The organism is Streptomyces aurantiaciflavus, from assembly GCF_049808595.1.
GTDB lineage: Bacteria > Actinomycetota > Actinomycetes > Streptomycetales > Streptomycetaceae > Streptomyces.
On record NZ_JBNCAQ010000007.1, the window covers coordinates 62,157 to 84,549 of the forward strand.

The window sequence follows — 22,393 nt, forward strand, 5'->3', positions numbered from 1 at the left end:
CCGTCACCCCTCTACCGTCTGGTCGATCACCCGCACACTGTTCGTTATTTCGAACGCCCGTGATTCCGATCGGACCCGGAGGAGCAGCACATGGCACCGCCCCTGAGCAGACGGACCCTTCTCCAGAGCGCGATCCTCGCCGCCGCCGTCCCCGGGATCGGTGGCGGGGCGGTCGCGGCGGCCTCGGCGGTCACGCTCCCGCCCCCGGCCGCCTGGACTCTTCGGCCCTTCCCCCTCGACACCGTCAAGCTGGGCTCCGGCGTCTTCGCCACCAAGCGCCAGCTGCTGCTCGACCATGCCCGCGGCTACGACGTGAACCGGCTGCTCCAGGTCTTCCGCGCCAACGCCGGGCTCTCCACCGGCGGCGCGGTCGCCCCCGGCGGCTGGGAGGGCCTGGACGGCGAGGCCAACGGCAACCTCCGCGGCCACTACACCGGCCACTTCCTGACCATGCTGTCGCAGGCGTACGCGAGCACCGGCGACCAGACGTACGCCGACAAGATCCGGACCATGGTCGGCGCGCTGACCGAGGTGCGCGAGGCCCTGCGCGGCGACCCGCGCATGCTCGCCGTCACCGGGAAGTGGGGCGGCGCGCACGAGAACGTCCGGGGCTCCTACCAGTACGTCGACCTCCCGGCCGCCGTGCTCGGCGGTGCGGCGGCGATCACCCTGTCGGTCTGGGTGAGGCCCACCCACAACGCCAACTGGCAGCGCGCCTTCGACTTCGGCAACAACGCCACCCGGTACATGTACCTCGCCACCCGCAACGCGACCGGAGTGCCACGGTTCGCGATCACCACCACCGGACCGGGCGGGGAGCAGGGGCTCAACGGCACCGCCGCGCTGCCGCTGAACCAGTGGAGCCATCTGGCGGTGACCCTCTCCGGCAGCACGGGCACCCTCTACGTCAACGGCACGGCCGTCGCCCAGAACACCTCGATGACGCTCAACCCGTCCGTCCTGGGCACCCTGACGAACAACTGGCTGGGCCGCTCCAACTTCGCCGGCGACCCGGTGTTCGCGGGCGCCTTCGACGAGTTCAACGTCTGGTCCCGGGCCCTGACCGCGGCCGAGATCACCTCACTGCAGACCAACGAGGCCAAGAACTCCTCCGCGGGGCTCGGCAACCTCGCGTCGTACTACTTCTTCGCCACCACCGGCGGCACCTTCGCCGACGCCTCCGGCCGCGGACTCACCGCCACCCTCCGCCGCACCTGGGGCGGGCCGAGCCACCCCGGGTTCCTGGCCGCCTACCCGGAGACGCAGTTCATCGAGCTGGAGTCGATGACCAGCGGTGACTACACGAAGGTGTGGGCGCCGTACTACACCGCGCACAAGATCCTCAAGGGCCTGCTGGACGCCCACCTCGCCACGGACGACGCCCGGGCGCTCGACCTCGCGTCCGGGATGTGCGACTGGATGTACTCCCGGCTGTCCAAGCTGCCCGACGCCACCCTGCAGCGGATGTGGGGCATCTTCTCCAGCGGTGAGTTCGGCGGCATCGTCGAGACGATCGTCGACCTGCACTCGATCACCGGCAAGGCCGAACATCTCGCGCTGGCCAGGCTGTTCGACCTCGACAAGCTGATCGACGCGTGCGCCGCGAACACCGACACCCTCGACGGCCTGCACGCCAACCAGCACATCCCGATCTTCACCGGCTACGTCCGGCTGTACGACGCGACGGGCGAGACCCGCTACCTCACCGCCGCCAAGAACTTCTGGGGCATGGTCGTCCCGCACCGCATGTACGGCATCGGCGGTACGAGCACGGCGGAGTTCTGGAAGGCCCGCGGGGTCGTCGCCGGCACGATCAGCGACACCAACGCCGAGACCTGCTGCGCGTACAACATGCTCAAGCTGAGCCGGATGCTGTTCTTCCACGACCAGGATCCGAAGTACATGGACTACTACGAGCGGGGTCTGTACAACCAGGTCCTCGGCTCCAAGCAGGACAAGGCCGACGCGGAGAAGCCGCTCGTCACGTACTTCATCGGCCTGAAGCCCGGGCACGTGCGCGACTACACCCCCAAGCAGGGCACGACCTGCTGCGAGGGCACCGGCATGGAGAGCGCCACCAAGTACCAGGACTCGGTGTACTTCAAGAAGGCCGACGACTCCGCCCTGTACGTCAACCTGTACAGCCCCTCCACGCTGACCTGGTCGGAGAAGGGCGTCACCGTCACGCAGACCACCGACTACCCGAGGGAGCAGGGCTCCACGCTCACCTTCAGCGGGAGCAGCGCCGCCTTCGAGCTGAGGCTGCGGGTGCCGTCCTGGGCGACCAGCGGCTTCAAGGTGACCGTCAACGGCAGCGCGGTCGGCGGCACTCCGGCCGCGGGCAGCTACTTCACCGTGTCCCGGACGTGGCGCAGCGGCGACACCGTGCGTGTCACCATCCCCTTCCGGCTGCGGGTCGAGAAGGCCCTCGACGACCCGTCCCTGCAGACCTTGTTCTACGGCCCGGTCAACCTGGTCGGCCGCAGCACGAGCACCGGCTACCTCCCGGTCGGCCTGTACGCCAACGCGGCGCTCTCCGGCGACCTGCTGCCCTCGCTGACGCCCGTGTCCGGCAAGCCCCTCCACTACACGCTGGGCGGCACCGAGTTCGCCCCCTTCTTCGAGGGCACCGAGGATCCGACCCACGCCTACGTACGGCGAGCCGAGCCCAAGGTCGTCTTCGGGAACACGGACTCGGGCGTCGCCAACCCGGCCCGGTCCGACGGCACGACACTCCTGGACGAGATCTGGGCCGGGGCGCCGTTCGCGGACAAGAACGCCCTGGTGACCCGGGTGCGGAGCGTGGTGAACGCCTGGGTGGCCGCCGGGCTGCTGGGACAGGCCGACGGGGAGAAGGTGGTGAGTACGGCGCAGGGGGCGACGTTCGTGTCGTAGACGTTCGTGCCGTAGACCTTCATGTCGTAGACCTTCACGCCGTAGCGGGAGGGTCTACGACCGGCGGCGCGGCTTGCCCGTGCCCCGCCTGGCGCCGCCGCCCTTGGCGCCGCCGGTCCGGCCCCGGGCGGCGCCGCCGGTCGTCCTGCCCGCCGCCGGCTTGCGGGGTTCCCGCTTCTTGTCGGCCTTCGGCTGGGGCTGCTGCTGGGTGCGGCCCCGCGAGCTGTTGACGGTGCGGCCCCGGACGATGCCGATGAAGTCCTCGACCAGGTCGGTGGTCGCGTCCTCCGGCCAGGACAGGGCGACGCCCGACTGGGGGGCGTCCACGACCGTCCGGTAGGTGAGGTCCCGGCGGTGGTGCAGGCGGGCCAGCGACTGGGGTACGACCAGGACGCCGATGTTCGCCGCGACGAGCTCGACGGCGTCGGCCGTGGTCGTCGGGCGCTCGAAGGCGGGCTCCCCGGGAAGCTCCTCCCAGCCGAGGACGTCGTCGAGGGGGTGGAGGACCACCTCGTCGGCGAGGTCGTCCAGAGTCACCTCGTCCGCCGCGGTGAGCAGGTGGTCCTTGGGGACCACGACGACGGTCGTCTCGGTGTAGAGGGGGATCGCGCTGAAGACCGTACGGTCGACCGGAAGCCGTACGAAGCCCGCGTCGGCGGCGCGGTCGCGCAAGACGTCGGAGGCCTCGGCGGCGGTCACCTGGAGCAGGGTGAGGGGGACGTCCGGCAGTCGCTCCTCCCAGATCCGCACCCACTTGGCGGGCGTCACTCCGGGGACGTACGCGAGCCGGAACGAGGGGGAATCCGCCGAGTCGGTCATCCCGCCAGGTTACCGGCTGTGGTCGGAGGTCTCGTCGGCGGCCGATAGTCTGGACGGCATGAAGTCGCAGCAGAACACCCAGACCATGAAGCCCGCGACCGCGGCGAAGAAGCTGGGTGTGTACCTCCCCGCCACCCCCGCCGAGTTCCAGGAGGGTGTCGTCTCGCGCGCCGAGCTCGACGAGCTCCAGGCGAACCCGCCCACGTGGCTGCGTGAGCTGCGGGAGAACGGCCCGCACCCGCGTCCGGTGGTCGCCGCGAAGCTCGGCGTGTCCATCGCGGGCCTGGCGCGGGGCGGTGTGACGGAGGCGCTGACCACCGAGCAGATCGAGGCGCTCAAGGACGAGAAACCCGAGTGGCTGGAGAAGGAGCGCGCCACCCAGGCGGAGGTCCGCAGGGAGGCGGCCCGCATCAAGAAGCTCCACGCCGAGAAGGCCGCGAAGGCGGCGGGCGCCGAGTCCTGACCCTGCCGCGCCTCACCCGCGCCGGGGCGCGAGGATGCTCAGGGCGTTGGCCAGGACGACGGCGGCGATGGCCGTCCAGTCGACGAGACCGAGGCCCTGCCCGAGCCCGATCCAGCCGACCAGCGCCGCGAGGACGGGATTGACGCTCATGAAGAGGCCGAACGCCGCCGGGGGCACGTGCCGCAGCGTGAACAGGTCGGCGAGGTAGGGCACGGCCGAGGACAGGACACCGGCGGCGACGGCGAAGCCCACGGCCGGCGCGGTCGGCGGGTTCCGGAGCACCAGGACGACACCGACCGGCAGGAACACCAGGGCGGAGACGGCGGCCGCGGCGGCCGAGCCCTGCGCTCCCGGCACGCGGCGTCCGACGGTCCGGTTGAGCAGGATGTACGACGCCCAGCAGACGGCGGCCAGCAGACCGAGGCCCATCCCGAGGTAGTCGGTGGAGGGCTGCGGGCGCATCAGCGTCACCGCGCCCGACGCGGCGATCACCGCGCAGCAGGCGTCGACGCGGCGGTGTGCGGCGGCCAGCGCGATGGTCAGCGGGCCGAGGAACTCCAGGGTCACCGCCAGCCCGAGGCCGATGCGGTCGATCGCGGTGTACAGGGAGAGGTTCATCGTCCCGAACACCAGGGCCAGCAGCAGAACCGGTCCCCACTGGTGGCGGGTGAAGGACCGCAGGCGGGGCCGGCCGACGGCCAGCAGGACGAGTGCGGCGACGTACTGGCGCACCGCCACGACGCCCGCCGGGCCGAGCACGGGGAAGGCGAGCGAGCCGATCGCGGCGCCGGTCTGGTTGGACAGACCGCTGCCGACCATGGTGGCCACACCGGCCAGGCGCTGCCCGCCAGGCCGTGCGGCGGACGGCGCGTCGGGCACGGGTGGAGCGGACGTCGAGGCGGCTTCGGCGGGCGGGGGTGCGGCAGGCATGGTCGGATCGTGCACGCGCTCGGCCGTTGCGCAAAATGCATGAGCCGCAGCATCTATACGATGCACTCATGGATGGCCGGACAGATGTGGAGCTGCGGCAGCTGCGCTGTCTCGTGGCGATCCTCGACGAGGGCGGTTTCACCGACGCGGCGGCGGTCCTCGGCGTCTCCCAGGCAGCCGTCTCCCGCACGCTCGCCTCCCTGGAACGAGCGCTGGGGGTAAGGCTGTTGAGGCGCACCTCGCGGGTGGTGACGCCGACCGCGACCGGGCTGCGGGTGGCGGCGCACGCCCGGCGGGTGCTCGGCGAGGTGGACTCGCTGGTGCGGGAGGTCGCCTCGGGCCACACCCGGCTGCGGATCGGCTACGCCTGGTCGGCGCTCGGCGGTCACACCCTCGCCTTCCAGCGCCAGTGGGCGCTGCAGCGCCCGGGGACGGACCTCCAGCTGGTGCGCGTCAACTCCCCCAGCGCCGGACTGGCGGAGGGCGCCTGCGACATGGCGGTCGTACGCAGGCCGCTGGACGACCGGCGGTTCGACTCGGCCCTCGTGGGGCTGGAGCGGCGCGTGTGCGCCCTGGCCGCCGACGATCCGCTGGCCCGGCGCCGCTCGGTGCGGCTCGCCGACCTCAGCGGACGGACGCTGCTGATCGACCGGCGGACCGGCACGACCACCCCCGAGCTGTGGCCTGCGGACGCGCGGCCGGCCACGGAGGAGACCCACGACGTCGACGACTGGCTCACCGTGATCGCCACCGGCCGCGGTGTCGGCATGACCGCCGAGGCGACCGCCAACCAGTATCCGCGGCCCGGGATCGTCTACCGGCCGGTCCGCGACGCCGAACCGGTCGCCGTCCGGTTGGTGTGGTGGCGCGACGATCCGCATCCGGCGACCCAGGCGGTGATGGAGCTGCTCACAGGGTTGTACCGTGCACAGTGAGTCCCCCGGGAATCGCCCGGGGGCCGTCGGGACGACTACGATCCGGTCAGGTTCACCGACGTGGGTGTTTCGAGGTTGCTGGGGGTTGGGATGGTTGCTGGTCGTGTGGTGCGCTTCGACAGCCAGCGCGGTTACGGGTTCATCGCGCCCGACGACGGCGGCGAGGACGTCTTCCTGCACGTGAACGACATGCTGATGCCCGAGTCGCAGGTGCGGCGGGGTGTCGTCGTGGAGTTCGAGATCGAGGACGGCGAGCGCGGCCCGAAGGCGTCCGGGGTACGGCTCGCGCGGGGTGCGGACGGCAAGCCGCTGGCGGCCGACGACGACGTCCTGTGCGACGTGCTCAGCACGGAGGAGTTCAGCCGGGACGTCACCGAGGCCCTGCTGACGGCGGCGCCCTCGCTGACCGCCGAGCAGATCCTCCAGGTCCGCTCCGGGCTGGCGCAGTTCGCGAAGAACCACGGCTGGGTCGAGGGCTGACGGAACCGGCCGGGGCGCACCGTCTTCGGGAGGCGGTGCGCTCCGGCCGTCCGCGGGGTCTCGTTCGGTACGACGGACGTGACCGAGGCACTGGGGCGCCGGAGAGACCCGCCGCTCCCGGCCGGTCAGCGGCCGACGGTCAGGCGTGCCGGGCGGTAGGGCGCGTAGGCCGCCCCGTCGAGTCCGAGGGCGGTCGCCGCCCGCTGAAGAGCGGCCGGGGAGGCCACCTCGTCCCAACGGCCCGTGTCCACCCGGTGTTCGAGCGCGTGCAGCGCGGCAACGGTCTCCGCGGTGGTGAAGGCGCAGTGACCGACCCGTTCCACGTACGCCTGGCGCAGCAGCGCGCCGTCGCCGGCCGCGCGCACCCGGTCACCGAAGCGACGCTCCTGTTCGACCGGCACCAGGTTGTCGGCGACGGTGTGCACGTTCAGCAGCGGTACGGCGAGACCCTGGCCGGCGGACGAGGTGCGCTCGGCGGTGCGGACGGCGGCCGGGTCGGCGGTGATCGTGGCGCCCGCGGTGAGCTTCGCGAGGTCGGCGCGGAGGTCCAGACCGGCCGCCCGGTACAGGGCGTGGACCTGCGGGGCGTGGCGGGAACCCGCCAGCAGCCGGGCGTAGTCGACGCCCCGGTTCCAGGAGTTGTTGCCGCCGACCGACTGCTCGATGTGGTAGCGGCCGGTCTCGACGAACGCCAGGATGCCCTGCGCGAACCACGCGTACTGCTGCTCCTGCTGCTCCGCCCAGTCGGTCGGCGCGGGCGCGGTCTCGCCGGGGGCCCAGGCGGGCAGGTTGAGGAAGGCGGCGGCCAGGGCGATGCGGGCGCGGCCCTGGGGGGTGGCCTGGGCGGCGGTGACGGCCGCGGTGAGCCGGTCGGCGGTGGCGGCGGCCTCGGCGGCGGTGTCGAAGCCGACGAGTTCCGGCTGCTCCTGCCCTTCGGGGAGGAGCAGCCGGGCGATGGTGTACTCCGCGTCGAGCTGGTAGTTGTCCAGGTCGGTACCTCCCGCGACGAGGCCGCACAGGCCGAGGGCGCCGTCGATGCGTCCGGCGCCGTCCCGGGCGAGCTGGGCGTTGACGAGCCCGCCCATCGACTGGCCGACGCCGAGGACGCGCCGGGGCTCGCCGATCCGGGCGGTGACCGCGTCGATCGTCGCGAACTGGTCGCGCTCCGCGCTCTCCAGGGCCCACCAGGAGCCGTCCGGATCGTAGGAGGATCCGGCCAACGCGTAACCCTGCGCGAGGAGTTCGGAGCGGACGGCCGCCGAGGGGGCGTTCTGGGCGACGGTGGGGCCGAAGCCGTGGCTGAAGACCAGGAGGGTGCCGTTCCAGTCGTCGGGGACGTCGGCGATCCAGATGGCGCCGTCGGCGAGGGTGCCGGTGAGACGGGTGGTGGCCTGCGTGGCCGCCTGTGCGGCGGGGACGGTGAAGGTCAGGGAAACGGCCAGGGCCAGGGCGGCCAGGACGGTCCGGGGGCGGGTGCGGGCGCGCATGTCGACGGCTCCTGTCGAGTGGGGGGTGGAGCGTGAACGTACGGATCCGGTGCACTGACGGCAGGGAATCTAGGGCGGATTTCTGATCGCCGTCAATGTGGTGCACAACATCAGCCCGCAGTGACCGGATTCCAGAACGCCGAAGGGCGATTTCAGGAACGTCGACTCAGCCCTGTCCAGCGCCTCCCACGGGCGTTACTGTGCCGGGATGACCGCGATCTTTCGCATTCTGACCACCGGTTACGTCGGCCCCCGCACCGCCAGCACGGTGAGTCTCGTCCATGACGGCGACACGGTGGTCGTCGTCGACCCGGGCATGGTCGCCGACCGGACGCTGATCCTCGATCCGCTGGCCGAGGAGGGCGTGTCGCCCCATCGGGTCACCGACGTGGTTTTCAGCCACCACCACCCCGACCACACGCTCAACGCCGCGCTGTTCCCCGCGGCCCGCTTCCACGACCACTGGGCGATCTACGAGAACGACGTGTGGACGGACCGCCCCGCCGACGGCTTCGCGATATCGCCGTCGATCCGTCTGGCCGCCACCCCCGGGCACACCGCCGAGGACATCAGCACGCTCGTCGACACCGCCGACGGGCTGGTCGTCTTCACCCACCTGTGGTGGAGCGCGGACGGACCCGTGGAGGACCCGTACGCCACCGACCCGGAGGCCCTGCACGCCTCGCGCGCCAAGGTGCTCGCCCTCTCCCCCGCGCTGATCGTCCCCGGCCACGGCGCCGCCTTCAGCCCGGACGGGAGCACCCCGGCGTAAGGTCCGGCGGCCGAACAAGGCCTTGCCGACGGGCGGATGCGGGAACCGGGCCAGGCGCCGGGCGCCCTTTGCGCGACCGTCTTTCAACGAGCCGTTCGACCTGGCAGACCAGGTGACGACGTCCCATGTTCCCAGGTGCGGTCCATGACCGGAACCCACCTCACGACGTTCGACGAGCAGGCCGCCCGACAAGCCCCAACTCAAGTCGATTACCTGCGACTTCGGGCTTCCCGACACCGGGTCGCCGCCCGCCCGGGCCGCGTTGTCAGTGGCCTGTTCTAGAGTTCCCGTCACTTGATCACTGCGGGTGCGGGAGGCACGCATGGGGTGGGTGTCGGCCGGCGACTACGAAGTCGCCCTCGACGACGGCAAGGTGGTGTGCCGCAACGCGGCCGGGCGGCGGTTGAAGTCCGTCCCGCCCAAGATCGCCGACGATCCGGCCGTGATCGGCCTGCGGCAGCTCGTCGAGTGGCTGGAGCGGCACGAACAGCGGTGCCTGGCCGATGTGGAGCGGTGGATGGTGCGCTCACTGCCGGTGCCCTTCGCGGTCCTCGCCCGCGTGTGGCCCGACCCGGCCTGGCAGGCCGCCCTGCGCGACCTCGTCGTCACCGGAGCCGACGGCGAGGTGGCCGGATTCCTGCGGGACGCCGACCCCGAGCGCGGCCTCGGCCTCGTCGACCTCGACGGCGACACCGTCCGCCTCACCCCCGACCTCGTCCGCCTGCCGCACCCCGTGCTCCTCGACGACCTGGAGGAACTGCGGGAGTTCGCCGTCGAACTCGGCGTCGAGCAGCGCGCCCAGCAGCTCTTCCGCGAGGTGTGGCGGCGGCCCGCCGCGCTCGACGCCGACGCCGCCTCCGTCGAGGACTACGCGGGGGGCGCCTTCAAGGAGCTGCGGTTCCTGCACGGCCGGGCCACCCAGCTCGGCTACCGCGTGCGCGGCGGCCACGCCGTCTGCTCCGTCCTGGAGGACGGCCGCGGCGTCGAGGCCCGCGTGTGGATCGGCGACTACGAGGGCTACGAGGAGACGGAGACCGGCCCCCTGGTCTTCACCGACCCCTCCGGCCGCGTGCTGAAGCTCGGTCAGGTCGGGCCGGTCGCCTGGTCGGAAGGCATGCGCATGGCGGCCGCGCTGTACGCCGGACGCGACATCGAGGACGAGGAGCAGGCGGCATGACGACGTACGACGCGATTATCGCGGCCACCCTGCTCGACGCGGGCGCCGTCCTGCCGACGGGCAGCACGGACCGGGAGGACGCCGACGTCCTCACCGTCCGCACCTACACCCACCAGGCGCTGGACGAGCGGAAGATCGTGCGGTTGGTGCCGGGCACCCTCGGTGAGGCGGAGGACCTCGCCCTGGACTTCCTCGGGCTGGTCCGGGAGCCGGAGACGCCCGAGGTCGGGCAGGTGCGCCGGGAGACCCTCGGTTTCCCCGCCTGGGCGCTGGTCAACGATCCGGCGAACGGGCACCACGCGCTGGCGCTGGTCAAGGACGTCGAGCGGCTCGCGCGGCAGGCCAAGTCCCGCCCCGGCACCGCCAAGGAGGGCTTCGAAGCGCTCGGCGAACGGCTCGGGCGGGCCGTACCGCACTTCCTGCCGACCTTCTACGAGCAGGCCGCCCGCGTCTTCCTGCAGCACGAGAACACCACGTACGCCGCGGCCTTCTTCGGCAAGGCCCGCGAGGCCGAGCGGGTGCACGCGCTGGCCGTGGACGAGGAGCGGCAGCGCGCCGTCTTCCTGGAGTTCGCCTTCGCCGGAGCGCTGACGGTCAAGGCGCTCAAGGAACATGTGAAGGCCCTCGCGGCACGCCTCGATCCGGCCGACGCCTGGGCGCAGTTCCGGCAGTTGACCGTGGAGCGCTGCGCCGCCGGCATGCCGCCGTACGCCTCGCTGCCGCAGGACGCGCGCGGGCTGATCAAGGCCGCCGGGCTGAACCGGGTCACCGAGGAGTGCGCCCTGGTCGCGGACCTGCTCGCCTCACCGGCGGCGGTCCGGGCGCCGGCGTCCTTCTGGAACACCTACCGGGCCACGCTCGTCGTGCTGGCTGGGCAGCAGCCGGCCGTGCGGACGCGGCTGCTGGAGATCATGCCGGCCGGGCTGGGCCGTACCACCGAGGACGACGAGTTCTGGCTGGCGCTGCTCGCGGAGACCGGCGCCGACCTGCTGCTGACGGGTGAAGCCGAGGCGGCGGACGGCGTCGACGCGGCGGACTGGCTCAGCCGTTGGGCCATGCACCGCAAGCACGGCGGCTCGGCCGCCGACCGCTCTCCGGCCACGCTCGCCCTCGTCGAGCGGATGGCACCGCGGCTGCGCGCCCAGGGCCGCCCCGTGGACCTCTTCACGGGCCGCTGGCAGGCCGGCGCCGACCTCGACCTGCTCGACCTGTGTGTGGCGGAGGGCGTGCCGCTGACGCTGCCCGGCCCCGACCAGGACGTCTTCCTCCCCCTGAACCGCTGGCTGACCGAGACCCGGCCCGGCCGGCGCGACCTGACGGCCACCGGGGCGGACCCGGGGTGCCGCCGTCTGCTGTACGTGTCCGTCGGCACCCTGAGCGGCCATCGCCCCGACACGACCCTGCTGGAGGGCCTGGCCGGGCACCCCGTGCTCGCCGACGTGCTGCGCGAGTGGCTCGAGGACTCGGCCGGCGAGCTGAACGCCGCGGCCGGCCTGCCCGCCGCGCGTACGGCGCTGGACCGGCTGCGTCCGTTCCGTACGGTCGCCGCCCGGGTCAGCCCGGCCGCCGTCGCCACGGTCGCCGCGCACGAGGTCGCGCCGCTGCTCGGCCGCACCCTGCGCGCCGGCATCCCCGACGAGCTGGGCTGGCCCGCCCTTGACGAGGCGCTGCGGCGGCTCGACGCCGAGACCCGGCGCGACCGCGACGACACCCTGGTCGTCGAGGAGGCCTGGCCCGCGCTGATCCTCTCCCGCCGGCACAAGGCGATCGTCGTCGGCCCGCAGGACATCCTGCTGGAGCACGAGCTGCGCCTGCCCGTGGAACTGGACCGCTGGCAGCGTCCGTCGTTCCGTTACGCGGACGGCGAGCTGCTGGTGATGTGGCGGCAGGACAGCAAGCAGTTCGGTTACTGGTCGGCGCGCCCGTCCGAGGTGTTCCCGCTCGGCGGCGAGCGGCTCGCCCACTGGTACGGCGGCGGCGACGCGGGCGAGACCTCGATCCCGCTGCCCGGAGGCGGCCGGGCGACCGGCGGGCGCGCGCTGCACGCCGGCGACACCGTCCTGCCGGCCGGGCGCCGCATCCTCGGCGACGGCACCTCGTACTGGCGCCAGGGCAGGCAGGGCCTGCAGCAGGTGTGGCTGGAGTACGACCCGGCCACCGGCACGCACGGGCGTGCCTCGCTGCCCGCGTTCCTGCGGTCCGGCATCCGCGAGGACGCGACCCTGCTCCAGCAGCACTGCGCGGTGCTGCCGCTCCAGCCCGGTCTGGAGCACAGCCCGTTCGGCACGGACGGCACCGTCCTCGGCCGCTGGGTGCGCAGGGAGGGCGAGGGCGCCGAGGCCCGCACGACCGCCGGCACGCCGGACGGCCGGACGGTCTCCGTGCCGGCGGTCCACGGCCGGGTGCCGGGCGTGCCGGTGGGCGCCCTGCGCCTGCCCGGGGGCGCCGAGCCCGTCGTCGTCGCCCTGCACCGGCAGGTCGCGCTGTACGCGGGTGACGACACCTCCGCTGCCACGGAGTTGGGCCGGGTGACGCCGCTCGAGCGGGGTGGCGAGTTCGCCGCCGGGACGCGGCTCGTGCCGCCGGTCGACTTCTGGCACGCGTTGCGGCCACGTGACGAGGGCGCGTCGGCGATCCTGCGGGCGCTGAGCGACGAGCAGGCCGGTGAGCTGCTGCGGGCGGGGGCTCGGGCCCTGGCGGAGCGGGCGGCCCTGGCGGCGGCCGCCGGGACGTCGGCCGGTGCTTCGGCCGCGGCGGCCTCCGGCGGAGTGGCGGCCGGTGCTTCGGCCGGGGCTGCCTCCGGTGGGGCGGCGGCCGGTGCTTCCGTTGCGGCGGTCGGCGGGACGGGCGGTACTTCGGCCGCGGCCGGTGCCGGTAAGCCCGTCGTGCCGTCCGCCGACGAGATGCTTCGGGAGGCTGTCTCCCGTTGCCTGCCCGCACTGGCCGAGCCGCACCTGCTCACCGGCGTCGCCTCTCTCGTGCGTGCGGTGCTGCGGCTCGCGGAGTCGACCGCCGCGTTCGTGGCGCCTCCCGTGGCGCGGCCGCAGGTGAACCGGCGACGCACCGAGGGCATGTTCTCCGACTTCAGCCCCGAGCACGGCGACGACCAGACGCTGCGCGAGGCGACCGCCGGCCTCGCCGACCAGCACGGCTGGTGGGGCGGCGACCAGCGCTGGAGCGCCCTGCGGCAGATCCGTGCCGTGAACCACGTGCTGTCCGGCAAGCCTGCCGACGGCAAGCCGCTGCCCGAGCGCTCCCGGCTCACGGCCGACGCCGACGGCTGGCAGAGCGACGACTTCACCGTCCCCGGCATCGGTCTGGTCTGGCTGTCCGTCCTGGACGCGCTGCGCCCGCTCGCCCACCGCGCCGCCTCCCCCGCCCTCACCGAGACGCACCGCGAGGCGCTGCTCCACCTGTTCGAGGCGATCGCGGACGGGCCGCTGGCCGCGCCCGGCGGCGGGCTGCGCGAGGTCGTGCTGAGCGAGCCGCAAGACAAGCAGGAGCGGGTCGGTCAGGTGCTGCGCCGCCAGGGCCGTACCGTCGTCGTCCTCGGCTGCCAGAGCGTCGACCGGCAGGCCGGACGGGTGCACTGGCTGGCCCTGGACCACGATCCGGCCGGCGTGTTCGGCGCGGTCGCCCACTTCACCCTGGAGCGGGAGACCGCGCACCCGCCGGTGTTCCCGTCCGACGCGCTCGCCGCCCTGACCCGGCTGATCAGGGACAAGGGCGCCGCGCCCTGGCAGGCGGAGGCGCCCGAGGCCCTCGCCGCCGCGACCCGGGGCGGGCTGGGGCCCGTACAGGCGGCGCTGCTGCTCGCCGGGAAGCCGGCGCAGCTCACCGACGAGGTGGCCGCCGCGACGGGGCTGAAGCCGCGTCAGAAGGAACTCGGCGACGGTCTGCTGGCCTCGCTGGGGGCGGACGACCGGGCGGCGCTCCTCGGCGCGCTGCTGCCCGAGAACCCCGCGGACCTGTGGACGTCCGGCCCGGACACAGGAGCGGCGGGCCGGGTGTGGGCCGATCGGCTGGGCGGGGTCGTCCGCCTGCCCGAGGACCTCGCCGGAGAGCTCTCCCTCGCGGGCCTGCCCACCGGCTCCGCCGAGGAGGTCCTCAATCCGGCGCGCACGCCATGGATCAGCCGCACCACGGTCCTGCGCCGGGACAAGGACGGCGACCTGGTCCCCGAGGACCCCCGGGCCCTCCCCGGCCGCTACGACCTGACGCGTGCCCTGGAGGCCCTCGCCGGGCTCGCCTACTCCCTGCCGTACGGGCACCCCCTGCGCGCCGCCCTGCCCGAGGGGCTCGCCGCGCTGCGCCGCCGGATCGCCGACCCGGGGCTGCTGCTCGACCTGGACGTCTCCTGGGCGGAGCAGGGCGGGGCGACCGCGGCCCAGCTGCGCAAGGCGTACGGGCTGCCCGTCACCGGGGGCGCGGACGCGGAAGGTCTGACACGGCTGGGCGAGGCCCTGGTCCTGCGCCCCTGGTACCAGGACCAGGAGGCCGTGCTGGTGCGCCCGGCCGGACTCACCGGACCGGACGACGCCGTGTTCGGGCTCGTCGAGGGGCTGGTCGGCGCCGGACGCGCCGGCGGTCTGCGGGCCCTGCGGATGATCCTCGACGACGAACTCGCCCGCGCGCTCGCCGCCGGGACGGGTCCCGAGGAGCCCGCCGGGTACGCCCAGGACCCGACCGTCGGGGTGCCGGAGCTGGTCGCCGAGGTCGCCGAGACCCACGGTCTGGGCGAGGACGCGGCGGCGCTGTACCTCCAGCTCCTGGCCCTGCCCGACCCCACCGACCGCAACTGCGCCCGCTGGACCGGCTGGAAGCCCGCCCGTATGAAGAAGGCCCGCGCCGAGCTCGCCGCCACCGGCCTGGTCGTGGAGGCCAGGCGGCCGCGCGCCGGACGCACGCTGTTCCTGCCGTGCGGCTGGCACGACCTGAAGGCGCCCGCGCTGCCGGTGGAGGTCTGGAAGGAGGGCCTCTACCCGGTCCGCGACCACTCCCGCGCGGTGCCGCTGGTGCCGGTGCCCGAACTGTTCACGCGCGCGTGGGGCCGCGTCCGCGCCGGCGACGCCCCGGCCTACGAGGAGCTCACCACCCGCGCCACCCGCAAGGGCCGCCGCCGATGACCACCGTCCCGCCGCACCTGGAAGAACCCGCGCCCATGACCACCGCCCTCTCCCCCGCCCCGGCCCGCCAGATCGTCCCGCCCGAGGACCGGCACGCCGTCGAGCTGGCCTTCCTCGCCGCGTACGACGACGGGCCGCGTCCGCCGGCCTGGCGACTCACCCCGCGCGCTGTCGTCACGTTCGTCATGGGCAGCGACGGCCGCGCCCTGAAGCTGCCCGACGACGCCGAGGTGCCCGACGGGGTGCCGCGCCGCCTCGTGGTCGAGGGCAAGTTCGTCGGTGACCGGGCGCTGGTCGAGCGGTGTGTGGTGACGCTCGCGGGCGAGCGCGGTCTGCTGCTCGTCGGCGAGCCCGGCACCGCCAAGTCCATGCTGTCCGAGCTGCTGTCGGCCGCCGTGTGCGGCACCAGCGGCCTGGTCGTGCAGGGCACGGCGGGCACGACGGAGGACCAGCTCAAGTACGGCTGGAACTACGCCCTGTTGCTGGCGCAGGGCCCCAGCCGGCAGGCGCTGGTGCCCTCGCCGGTGCTGACCGCCATGCGCAGGGGCGGCATCGCCCGGGTCGAGGAGGTCACCCGCTGTCTGCCCGAAGTGCAGGACTCCCTGGTGTCGTTGCTGTCGGAGCGGCGCATCGCCGTCCCCGAGCTGGCGGGCACCGAGGACGCCCTGGCGCACGCGGCGCCCGGCTTCAACCTGATCGCCACCGCCAACCTGCGTGACAAGGGCGTCTCCGAGATGTCCGCGGCCCTCAAGCGCCGCTTCAACTTCGAGACGGTGGGCCCGATTCCGGACCTCGACGCGGAGACCGCGCTGGTGCGCAGCCAGGCGCGGGCGTCGGTGGAGCGGGCGGGGGCGCCGTTCCAGGTGGACGACGCCGTGCTGGAGGCCCTCGTCACCGCCTTCCGGGACCTGCGCGAGGGCCGGTCGGCGGAGGGCTGGGAGGTCGAGCGGCCGTCCACGGTGATGAGCACCGCGGAGGCGGTGTCCGTCGCGGGCGCGCTCGCCCTCGCAGCGGCGTACTTCCCGGGGGACCGTGATGTGCTCGGTCTGCTGCCGGGTCACCTGCTCGGCGTGGTCCGCAAGGACGACCCCGCCGACGCGGCCCGGCTGCGCGGCTACTGGGACGGTCCGGTGCGACGCCGCGCCGAACAGGGTTCCGCCACCTGGCGCACCCTGTGGGACCTGCGTACGGTCCTGGAGGGCTGACGGCCGTGTCCCTCTCCCCCAGCGCCGGCCCGGGCACGCCCGAGGCCCTCGGCGGGCCAGACGCCCTCACCGCCCCCGACGAGGCCCTCGCCGCTCTCACGGACCCGGCCGTGCCCTTTCTCATCGGTGTACGGCACCACGCGCCCTCCCTGGCCGCCGCCGTGCCCGTGCTGCTCGACGAGGCGAAGCCGGACGTGCTGCTCGTCGAGTTGCCGGCCGAGATGCAGGAGTGGCTGCCCTGGCTCGGGCACGAGGAGACGCGGGCCCCGGTCGCCCTCGCCGCCGCGCCCGGCGACGGGAGCGGCGGCGCGGGGCCGGCGTTCTATCCGTTCGCCGACTTCTCGCCCGAACTGGCCGCCGTGCGCTGGGCGGCCCGGCAGGGCGTGCCGGTGATCGCCTGCGACCTGCCGCTCGCGGACCGGGCGTGGGGCGAGGGACGGCGTGTCCCGCAGGAGGGGGTGGCCGGCCGAGGGCTCGCCACCGCTCTGCGGGCCGGGTTGACGGGCCGCCCCGGGGACGACCTGTGGGACCGGCTCGTCGAGGCGACCGCCCCGGGCTCCCCGCCCGAGGCGCTGCGCCGGGCGGCCCTGCTGACCGGCTGGGCGCTGCGGGAGGACGCGGCCGCGTCGGGCGGTGTGCCCGAGCTGGATCTGCGGCGCGAACGGTGGATGCGGGCGCGGGTGGCGGAGGCCACCGCGCGGGGGGAACGGGCCGCCGTGGTGGTCGGCGCCTTCCACGCTCCGGCGCTGGCGGGGCGGCACACGGAGGAGGAGGCCGAAGCCGCCGCCGGGGCGATCCGTCCCGCGTGGACGACCTCGCTGATCCCGTACACCTACGCCCTCCTGGACGAGCGGTCCGGCTACCCGGCCGGCATCCGGGACCCGGAGTGGCAGGACATGGTCCTGCGTGCGGCCGGTGATCCGGCGGCGCTGGAGGAGGCGTCGACGCGGGCGGCCGTACGGATCTGCGCCGAACTGCGCGGCCTGGGTCACCCGTCGGGGCCCGCCGACGCACGTGAGATCAGCCGGCTCGCCTCGGACCTCGCGCGGCTGCGCGGGTTGCCCGCGGCGGGCCGCGGTGAGCTCGTCGAGGCCGTGCAGACGGTGCTCGCGCAGGGCGAGCCGTACGGGCGGGGGCGGGCCGTGGCGCGGGCGATGGAGCGGGTCCTCGTGGGCACGCGCACCGGGCGCCCCGCCCCGGACGCGCCGCGCAGCGGTCTCGCCCCGGCCGTGGAGGCCGAGGTGGCGGAACTGGGCCTGCCCGGCCCTGCGGCGGGCGGCCCCGGCACCGCCCGTGACCTGCGGCTCGACCCGCTGCGGTCCGACCTCGACCGGCGCCGCGAGCTGCTGCTGCGCCGGCTGACGGTCTGCGGGGTGCCGTACGCCGAGGCCAAGGAGGTCGTCGGGGCGGGCGGCGCCGAGGCCCTCACCTCCCGCTGGGAGGTGCGCTGGACCCCCGCCACGGCGGCCATGCTGACCGCGGCCGGCGTCCGCGGGGTCACCGCCGCCCAGGCCGCCGAGGGCGTGCTGCGCGAACGGCGGCGCACGCAGCGCGACGAGGGCGGGCCGACGGCCGCCCAGTGCCTGGAGGGGCTCGCCCGGGCGGCGGAGTGCGGACTGCTCACGCTCGCGGACGAGTGGCTCGGCGACCTCGCCGAGGTGCTGCCCCCGGCGGGTACGCTTCCGGAACTCCTCGCCGGTCTGGCCCTGTTGGACCGGTTGCGCGCCGGTCACGTCCCCGGGCTCGGCGCCGACGAGGACCGTACGGCCCGGGCGGCCGCCGTGGCCGAGCTGCTCACCTCGGCGGCGGTGCGGCAGGTGGACGGCCTGACCGGGTCCGAGGACCCCGCCGACGCCCAGGCCCTGCTCGAACTCGCCCACCGTGCCGATCTGCTGGGCGGCATCCGGCTCACCGACGCCCTGGCCCGGCTGGCCGCCGACGGCTCCCCGTTGATGCGCGGTGCCGCCGGGGCCGTGCGCGTCCTGCTCGGGCAGGACGACGCGCGGATCTTCGGCGACCGGGTGGCCTCCTGGGTCGACGCCGCCACCGACCCCGGCTCCCGTGCCGCGCTCACCGCCCGGCTCAGCGGGCTGCTGACCGCCGCGGGCCCGCTGCTGGAGGCGGCGGCGCCCGCGCTGGAGCCCCTGCTCAACCGTGTCTCGGAGCTGCCGGACCGGGACTTCCTCGACCGGCTCCCGGCGCTGCGGGGCGGCTTCGACACGCTGAGCCCCGCCGCCCGTGACCGCCTCCTCGCCGCCGTCGAGGAGCGCCTCGACACCGCGCGCGTCGCCGACACCGGCGGCGTCGACCCGGCCGCCCTCGCCGCCTGGACCCGGGCGGACCTCGCGGCCCGGGAGACGTTGCGGTCGCTGGGGCTGCTGCCCGCGCCGGGTGGTACCGCGGCGGACGTCCCCGCGGAGGCCGCCGCCCCTCGGGCCGAGGACCGCCTCCTGGCCCCGGCCGACCGCTGGCGTCTCGTCCTGGGCCGCCGTACGGATCGGCTCACCTCCTCGGCGGCCCCGTTGGCGACCGCGCTGGACGAGCTGTACGGCAGCGGGCGCGGGGAGGGCAGCCGAGGGGACCTGACGGGTGGCGGAGCCGGCGGCGGCCGGGAGGCGCCGTATCCGGGGGTGCGGGAGTGGTCGGAGGAACTGGCCGCGCTGTTCGGGCTGGGCATCCGGGAGGAGGTGCTGGCGGCGGCCGCCGCCTCGGGCCGCACGGACGTCCTCGGCGAGCTGGACCCGGACCGTGTGCGCCCCTCGGTCGACCTGCTGCGCTCGGTCCTGCAACACGCCGGCGGGCTCCCCGAGGCCCGGCTGGCCGCGCTGCGCCCGCTCGTCCGGCGGCTGGTGGACGCGCTGACCCGGCAGTTGGCCACCCGGCTGCGGCCCGCCCTGCACGGCACGGCCCTGCCCCGGCCCAGCCGACGCCCCGGCGGCGGCCTCGATCTGCCGCGCACCCTGCGGGCCAACCTGGCGACCGCGCGCCGCGGCCCGGACGGCACGGTGCAGGTCGTCCCCGAGCGGCCCGTCTTCCGTACCCGCGCGCGCCGGGCCGCCGACTGGCGGCTGATCCTGGTGACGGACGTGTCGGGGTCCATGGAGGCGTCCACGGTGTGGGCCGCGCTGACCGCCTCCGTGCTGGCGGGCGTGCCGACTCTGTCGACGCACTTCCTGGCGTTCTCCACGGAGGTCATCGACCTCACGGGGCATGTCGAGGACCCGCTGTCGCTGCTGCTGGAGGTCAGCGTCGGCGGCGGCACCCACATCGCGGCGGGGCTGCGGCACGCGCGCGAGCTGGTCACGGTCCCCTCGCGCACCCTCGTCGTGGTCGTGAGCGACTTCGAGGAGGGTTATCCGCTCGGTGGACTGCTCGCCGAGGTCCGCGCGCTCGTCGGCGCGGGCTGCCACGTCCTGGGGTGCGCGAGCCTCGACGACACGGGCCGGCCCCGCTACTCCACGGGCGTCGCGGGTCAGCTCGTCGCCGCGGGCATGCCCGTCGCCGCCCTCAGTCCGCTCGAACTCGCCCGCTGGGTAGGGGAGAAGATCTCATGAGCCCGGACCTGCCTCCGGATCACAGGGGCCCGGGACTGCCACCGGTCGCCCCGTCCGTCACCGCCGAACTCGTCGGGGCGCTGTCGCCCCGGCTCCGCAAACGGCTGGACGCGGGCATCGCCAAGCTCGCTGCCCGTCCGGTCGTCCGCGAGGGCGACACCGTTCGGATCGCCGTCGACGACGACACCGACCTCGAACTGCGGGCGCCCGGCGGGACGGTGACCGGCGCGGACGCGATCCGCTGCGGGTGCCTGCTGGCCCCCGACTGCCTGCACCGCGCGGCCGCGGCCTCGGCCGCGCCGGTGGCCGAGGACACACCGGTCCCGGACACAGCCGGGCCGGCAGAGGCGCGGCAGGGCGAGGAAACGGAGGTCAGGGAGAAGGAGGAAACGGAGGAGGCCGAGACCGCGTCCGCCGAACAGCGCGTCGCCGCCCGGGCCGTGTTCGACGCGGCGGCCGCCGTCCTCGAGGCGGGCACGGACGGAGCCGGCGCCGTGCTGCAGGCGGAGTTGCTGCGGGCCGCGCACACCGCACGCCTGGCGGGCCTGCCCCGGGCCTCCGCCGCCGCGGTCTCCGTGGTGACCGGGGTCCGCGCGGCCCGCTCCGCCGACCCCGCGTACCGCCTCGCCGGCCTCGCGGATGCCGTACGGGACGTCCTGGGCGTCGCCCACCGCCTGCCCCGGGCCACCGGCCCGGACCTGGCCGGCCTGCGGGGCACGGTCCGGCAGCCGTACCGCCCGGACGGCTCCCTGCGCCTGTACGGCCTCTTCTCCGAGCCCGTCCTCACGGCGACCGGGTACGCGGGCGCGGTGACCTGGACCGCCGACGCCGACGGCCGCCTCTGCACCGTCTCGGACGTGGCGCCGGGCGGCCCCTCCCGCGCGACGGGCGCCGCCGATCGGGCCGTACGGATCGGCGACACCGCCCTGACGCATCGTGAACTGTCCCGGGCGGGTCTCGCCGTGTCCGGCGCGACGGTCTCCCCTACGGGGCGGCTCGGCGCCGGGGCGGGGGTACGGGCGGTCCGCGCGTCCGGCGCGTCCTGGCGCGGCGAGCCGCTGGACCGGCTGTGGGCGGTACCCGTCGCCGAGCAGGTGACCCGGGCCCTCGACGGCGGCCACGACCTGCTGTTCCTCGACGTGACCCTCACGGGCACGGTCCGGGAGACGACCGGCGACTGTCTGCTGGCCGACTGCGCCGGCGTCCCCCTCCGGCTGGCCACGGCCCACGACCATCCCGCCCTCCCCCACCGCGACAACCTCCGTCTGCTGTCCACCGCCCGGGGCAGCCGGCTGCGGGTGATCGCCCGCCTCGTCCCCGGCCCGCTCCCCCGCGCCCTGCTCCTGGCCGCCGAGCACCCCACGGATCCCACGGCCCGGGTGGACCTGGGCCTTGACCGCCTCCAGCGCGCGGACCTGCCCGCGTCGACGGGCCCGCTCCCGGCCGCGGTCGCGCCCGGCGCGGACGAGGCGCCGCTGCATCTGCTGCGCCGACGCGTCCAGCAGGCGGTGTCCGGGGGCCGCCGCGTGCTGGCCTTCCCCGGCGGCGGGTCGGGTGACAGCGCCCGCCTGCGCCGATTCGGTCTCGGCACGGCGGGTGACCTCCTCGACGAGCTGCACGCGGCCGCCGCGGACCGTTCCCGCGACGCCTTCGGCCGTCTGCTCCCGGCGGACGCGGACCGCTTCGCGCGGGCCTGGCTGGCCGCCGCCGTCTACACCGACGCGGTGGAGCGGGGGCTGTGCGCGGCGGCGTGGGGAGCGGGCAGCGAGGCGATACCGGCGCTGCCGTGAGACCTGTATCCGTTCCCCGCCTCTTTAGGTCAGGATCTGACCTCTTGCTCTCCTAACGTGGTCCTCGACCGCGGAACACCTGCGGAACACCACCCACGGAAGCCGGAGAACACCATGACCGAGACGACGTCCCACCAGGAACCGACCACCGTCGCCCCGGCCGCCACCGGTGAGCGCGCCGACCTGCTGGAGGCGCTGGCCAAGCAGCGGCACTTCCTGCGCTTCACCACCCGCGACCTCACCGACGAGCAGGCCGGGCAGCGCACCACCGTCAGCGAGCTGTGTCTGGGCGGCCTGGTCAAACACGTCACCCAGGTCGAACGGAACTGGGTGGACTTCATCCTGGAGGGCCCGTCGGCGATGGGTGACTTCACCAAGATGACGGAGGCCGACTGGGCCAAGCGGGCCGACGAGTTCCGGATGCTGCCCGGCGAGACACTGGCCGGCGTGCTGAAGGAGTACGCGGAGGTGGCCGACCGTACCGACGAGCTGGTCGCGTCCCTGCCCGACCTCGACGCGGACCACCCGCTGCCGCCGGCCCCGTGGTTCGAGCCGGGCGCGCGGTGGTCGGCCCGCCGGGTCCTGGTGCACATCATCGCCGAGACCGCTCAGCACGCCGGTCACGCCGACATCCTCCGCGAGGCGCTGGACGGGTCGAAGAGCATGGGATGACGGCCCCCCTCGTCACACGACGTGGGGGGGCGGGGGCCCGCCCGGCCCCGCCCCCCCCCGGCCGCACCCTCGCGGTGGGGGTGCGGCC

General features: G+C 74.8%; 14 protein-coding genes. 11 read left to right on the top strand and 3 right to left on the bottom strand.

Annotation, left to right across the window (positions count from 1 at the left end):
* Window positions 1–90 precede the first annotated feature (90 nt).
* Entirely contained in the window at window positions 91–2,895 is a 2,805-nt protein-coding gene (locus tag ACPT94_RS09685) for a beta-L-arabinofuranosidase domain-containing protein (protein ID WP_425245644.1), read from the top strand.
* A gap of 54 nt (window positions 2,896–2,949) precedes the next feature.
* Here the strand turns inward: ACPT94_RS09685 and ACPT94_RS09690 are convergent, their stop codons facing one another.
* The gene (locus tag ACPT94_RS09690; protein WP_425245645.1) at window positions 2,950–3,714 is read right to left on the bottom strand and encodes a LysR family substrate-binding domain-containing protein; all 765 of its coding nucleotides are present in this window, start codon (window positions 3,712–3,714) and stop codon (window positions 2,950–2,952) included.
* 58 nt (window positions 3,715–3,772) lie between these two features.
* On the opposite strand from ACPT94_RS09690, the gene ACPT94_RS09695 reads away from it, so the two are divergent.
* Window positions 3,773–4,177 carry a DUF5997 family protein gene (locus ACPT94_RS09695; protein WP_360331380.1) on the top strand — a complete coding sequence of 135 codons (405 nt, stop codon included), beginning with the start codon at window positions 3,773–3,775 and terminating at the stop codon, window positions 4,175–4,177.
* Between the two features lie 12 nt (window positions 4,178–4,189).
* On the opposite strand, the gene ACPT94_RS09700 is transcribed toward ACPT94_RS09695, so the two are convergent.
* A complete protein-coding gene (locus tag ACPT94_RS09700) occupies window positions 4,190–5,107 on the bottom strand; it encodes an EamA family transporter (protein ID WP_425245646.1) in 918 nt (305 codons plus the stop codon).
* 68 nt (window positions 5,108–5,175) lie between these two features.
* Between ACPT94_RS09700 and ACPT94_RS09705 the strand changes: the two genes are divergently transcribed.
* Together ACPT94_RS09705 and ACPT94_RS09710 are read left to right on the top strand one after the other, a co-directional pair.
* The gene (locus tag ACPT94_RS09705; protein ID WP_360331386.1) at window positions 5,176–6,042 is read left to right on the top strand and encodes a LysR family transcriptional regulator; all 867 of its coding nucleotides are present in this window, start codon (window positions 5,176–5,178) and stop codon (window positions 6,040–6,042) included.
* 90 nt (window positions 6,043–6,132) lie between these two features.
* Window positions 6,133–6,522, top strand: a complete 390-nt coding sequence (locus tag ACPT94_RS09710) for a cold-shock protein (protein ID WP_360331388.1) — start codon at window positions 6,133–6,135, stop codon at window positions 6,520–6,522.
* A gap of 125 nt (window positions 6,523–6,647) precedes the next feature.
* Here the strand turns inward: ACPT94_RS09710 and ACPT94_RS09715 are convergent, their stop codons facing one another.
* Window positions 6,648–8,009: an alpha/beta fold hydrolase gene (locus ACPT94_RS09715; protein ID WP_360331391.1), complete on the bottom strand. Its 1,362-nt coding sequence runs from the start codon at window positions 8,007–8,009 to the stop codon at window positions 6,648–6,650.
* Between the two features lie 208 nt (window positions 8,010–8,217).
* Between ACPT94_RS09715 and ACPT94_RS09720 the strand changes: the two genes are divergently transcribed.
* From ACPT94_RS09720 to ACPT94_RS09750, 7 genes are all read left to right on the top strand, one after another.
* Window positions 8,218–8,781, top strand: coding sequence for an MBL fold metallo-hydrolase (locus ACPT94_RS09720; RefSeq protein ID WP_360331394.1), 564 nt, complete (start codon window positions 8,218–8,220; stop codon window positions 8,779–8,781).
* A gap of 322 nt (window positions 8,782–9,103) precedes the next feature.
* Window positions 9,104–9,958, top strand: coding sequence for a DUF4132 domain-containing protein (locus ACPT94_RS09725; protein ID WP_360331397.1), 855 nt, complete (start codon window positions 9,104–9,106; stop codon window positions 9,956–9,958).
* On the top strand, window positions 9,955–15,084 hold the full coding sequence (locus tag ACPT94_RS09730; protein WP_425245647.1) for a hypothetical protein: 5,130 nt from the start codon (window positions 9,955–9,957) through the stop codon (window positions 15,082–15,084). The genes ACPT94_RS09725 and ACPT94_RS09730 overlap by 4 nt, the downstream gene beginning before the upstream one ends.
* Before the next feature lie 35 nt (window positions 15,085–15,119).
* Window positions 15,120–16,289: an ATP-binding protein gene (locus ACPT94_RS09735; RefSeq protein WP_360331938.1), complete on the top strand. Its 1,170-nt coding sequence runs from the start codon at window positions 15,120–15,122 to the stop codon at window positions 16,287–16,289.
* 5 nt (window positions 16,290–16,294) lie between these two features.
* Window positions 16,295–19,843: a vWA domain-containing protein gene (locus ACPT94_RS09740; RefSeq protein WP_425245648.1), complete on the top strand. Its 3,549-nt coding sequence runs from the start codon at window positions 16,295–16,297 to the stop codon at window positions 19,841–19,843.
* Window positions 19,840–21,633, top strand: a complete 1,794-nt coding sequence (locus ACPT94_RS09745) for a hypothetical protein (protein ID WP_360331403.1) — start codon at window positions 19,840–19,842, stop codon at window positions 21,631–21,633. Before ACPT94_RS09740 ends, ACPT94_RS09745 begins: the two co-directional genes overlap by 4 nt.
* A gap of 114 nt (window positions 21,634–21,747) precedes the next feature.
* Window positions 21,748–22,305 carry a DinB family protein gene (locus ACPT94_RS09750; RefSeq protein ID WP_360331406.1) on the top strand — a complete coding sequence of 186 codons (558 nt, stop codon included), beginning with the start codon at window positions 21,748–21,750 and terminating at the stop codon, window positions 22,303–22,305.
* The last annotated feature ends 88 nt before the right edge of the window (window positions 22,306–22,393 follow it).

Coding starts and splice junctions, on each gene's coding strand:
- ACPT94_RS09710 (WP_360331388.1), top strand. CDS start 6,133: ATGGTTGCTGGTCGTGTGGTGCGCTTCGACAGCCAGCGCGGTTACGGG.
- ACPT94_RS09700 (WP_425245646.1), bottom strand. CDS start 5,107: ATGCCTGCCGCACCCCCGCCCGCCGAAGCCGCCTCGACGTCCGCTCCA.
- ACPT94_RS09745 (WP_360331403.1), top strand. CDS start 19,840: ATGAGCCCGGACCTGCCTCCGGATCACAGGGGCCCGGGACTGCCACCG.
- ACPT94_RS09705 (WP_360331386.1), top strand. CDS start 5,176: ATGGATGGCCGGACAGATGTGGAGCTGCGGCAGCTGCGCTGTCTCGTG.
- ACPT94_RS09720 (WP_360331394.1), top strand. CDS start 8,218: ATGACCGCGATCTTTCGCATTCTGACCACCGGTTACGTCGGCCCCCGC.
- ACPT94_RS09750 (WP_360331406.1), top strand. CDS start 21,748: ATGACCGAGACGACGTCCCACCAGGAACCGACCACCGTCGCCCCGGCC.
- ACPT94_RS09725 (WP_360331397.1), top strand. CDS start 9,104: ATGGGGTGGGTGTCGGCCGGCGACTACGAAGTCGCCCTCGACGACGGC.
- ACPT94_RS09715 (WP_360331391.1), bottom strand. CDS start 8,009: ATGCGCGCCCGCACCCGCCCCCGGACCGTCCTGGCCGCCCTGGCCCTG.
- ACPT94_RS09690 (WP_425245645.1), bottom strand. CDS start 3,714: ATGACCGACTCGGCGGATTCCCCCTCGTTCCGGCTCGCGTACGTCCCC.
- ACPT94_RS09730 (WP_425245647.1), top strand. CDS start 9,955: ATGACGACGTACGACGCGATTATCGCGGCCACCCTGCTCGACGCGGGC.
- ACPT94_RS09685 (WP_425245644.1), top strand. CDS start 91: ATGGCACCGCCCCTGAGCAGACGGACCCTTCTCCAGAGCGCGATCCTC.
- ACPT94_RS09695 (WP_360331380.1), top strand. CDS start 3,773: ATGAAGTCGCAGCAGAACACCCAGACCATGAAGCCCGCGACCGCGGCG.
- ACPT94_RS09735 (WP_360331938.1), top strand. CDS start 15,120: ATGACCACCGCCCTCTCCCCCGCCCCGGCCCGCCAGATCGTCCCGCCC.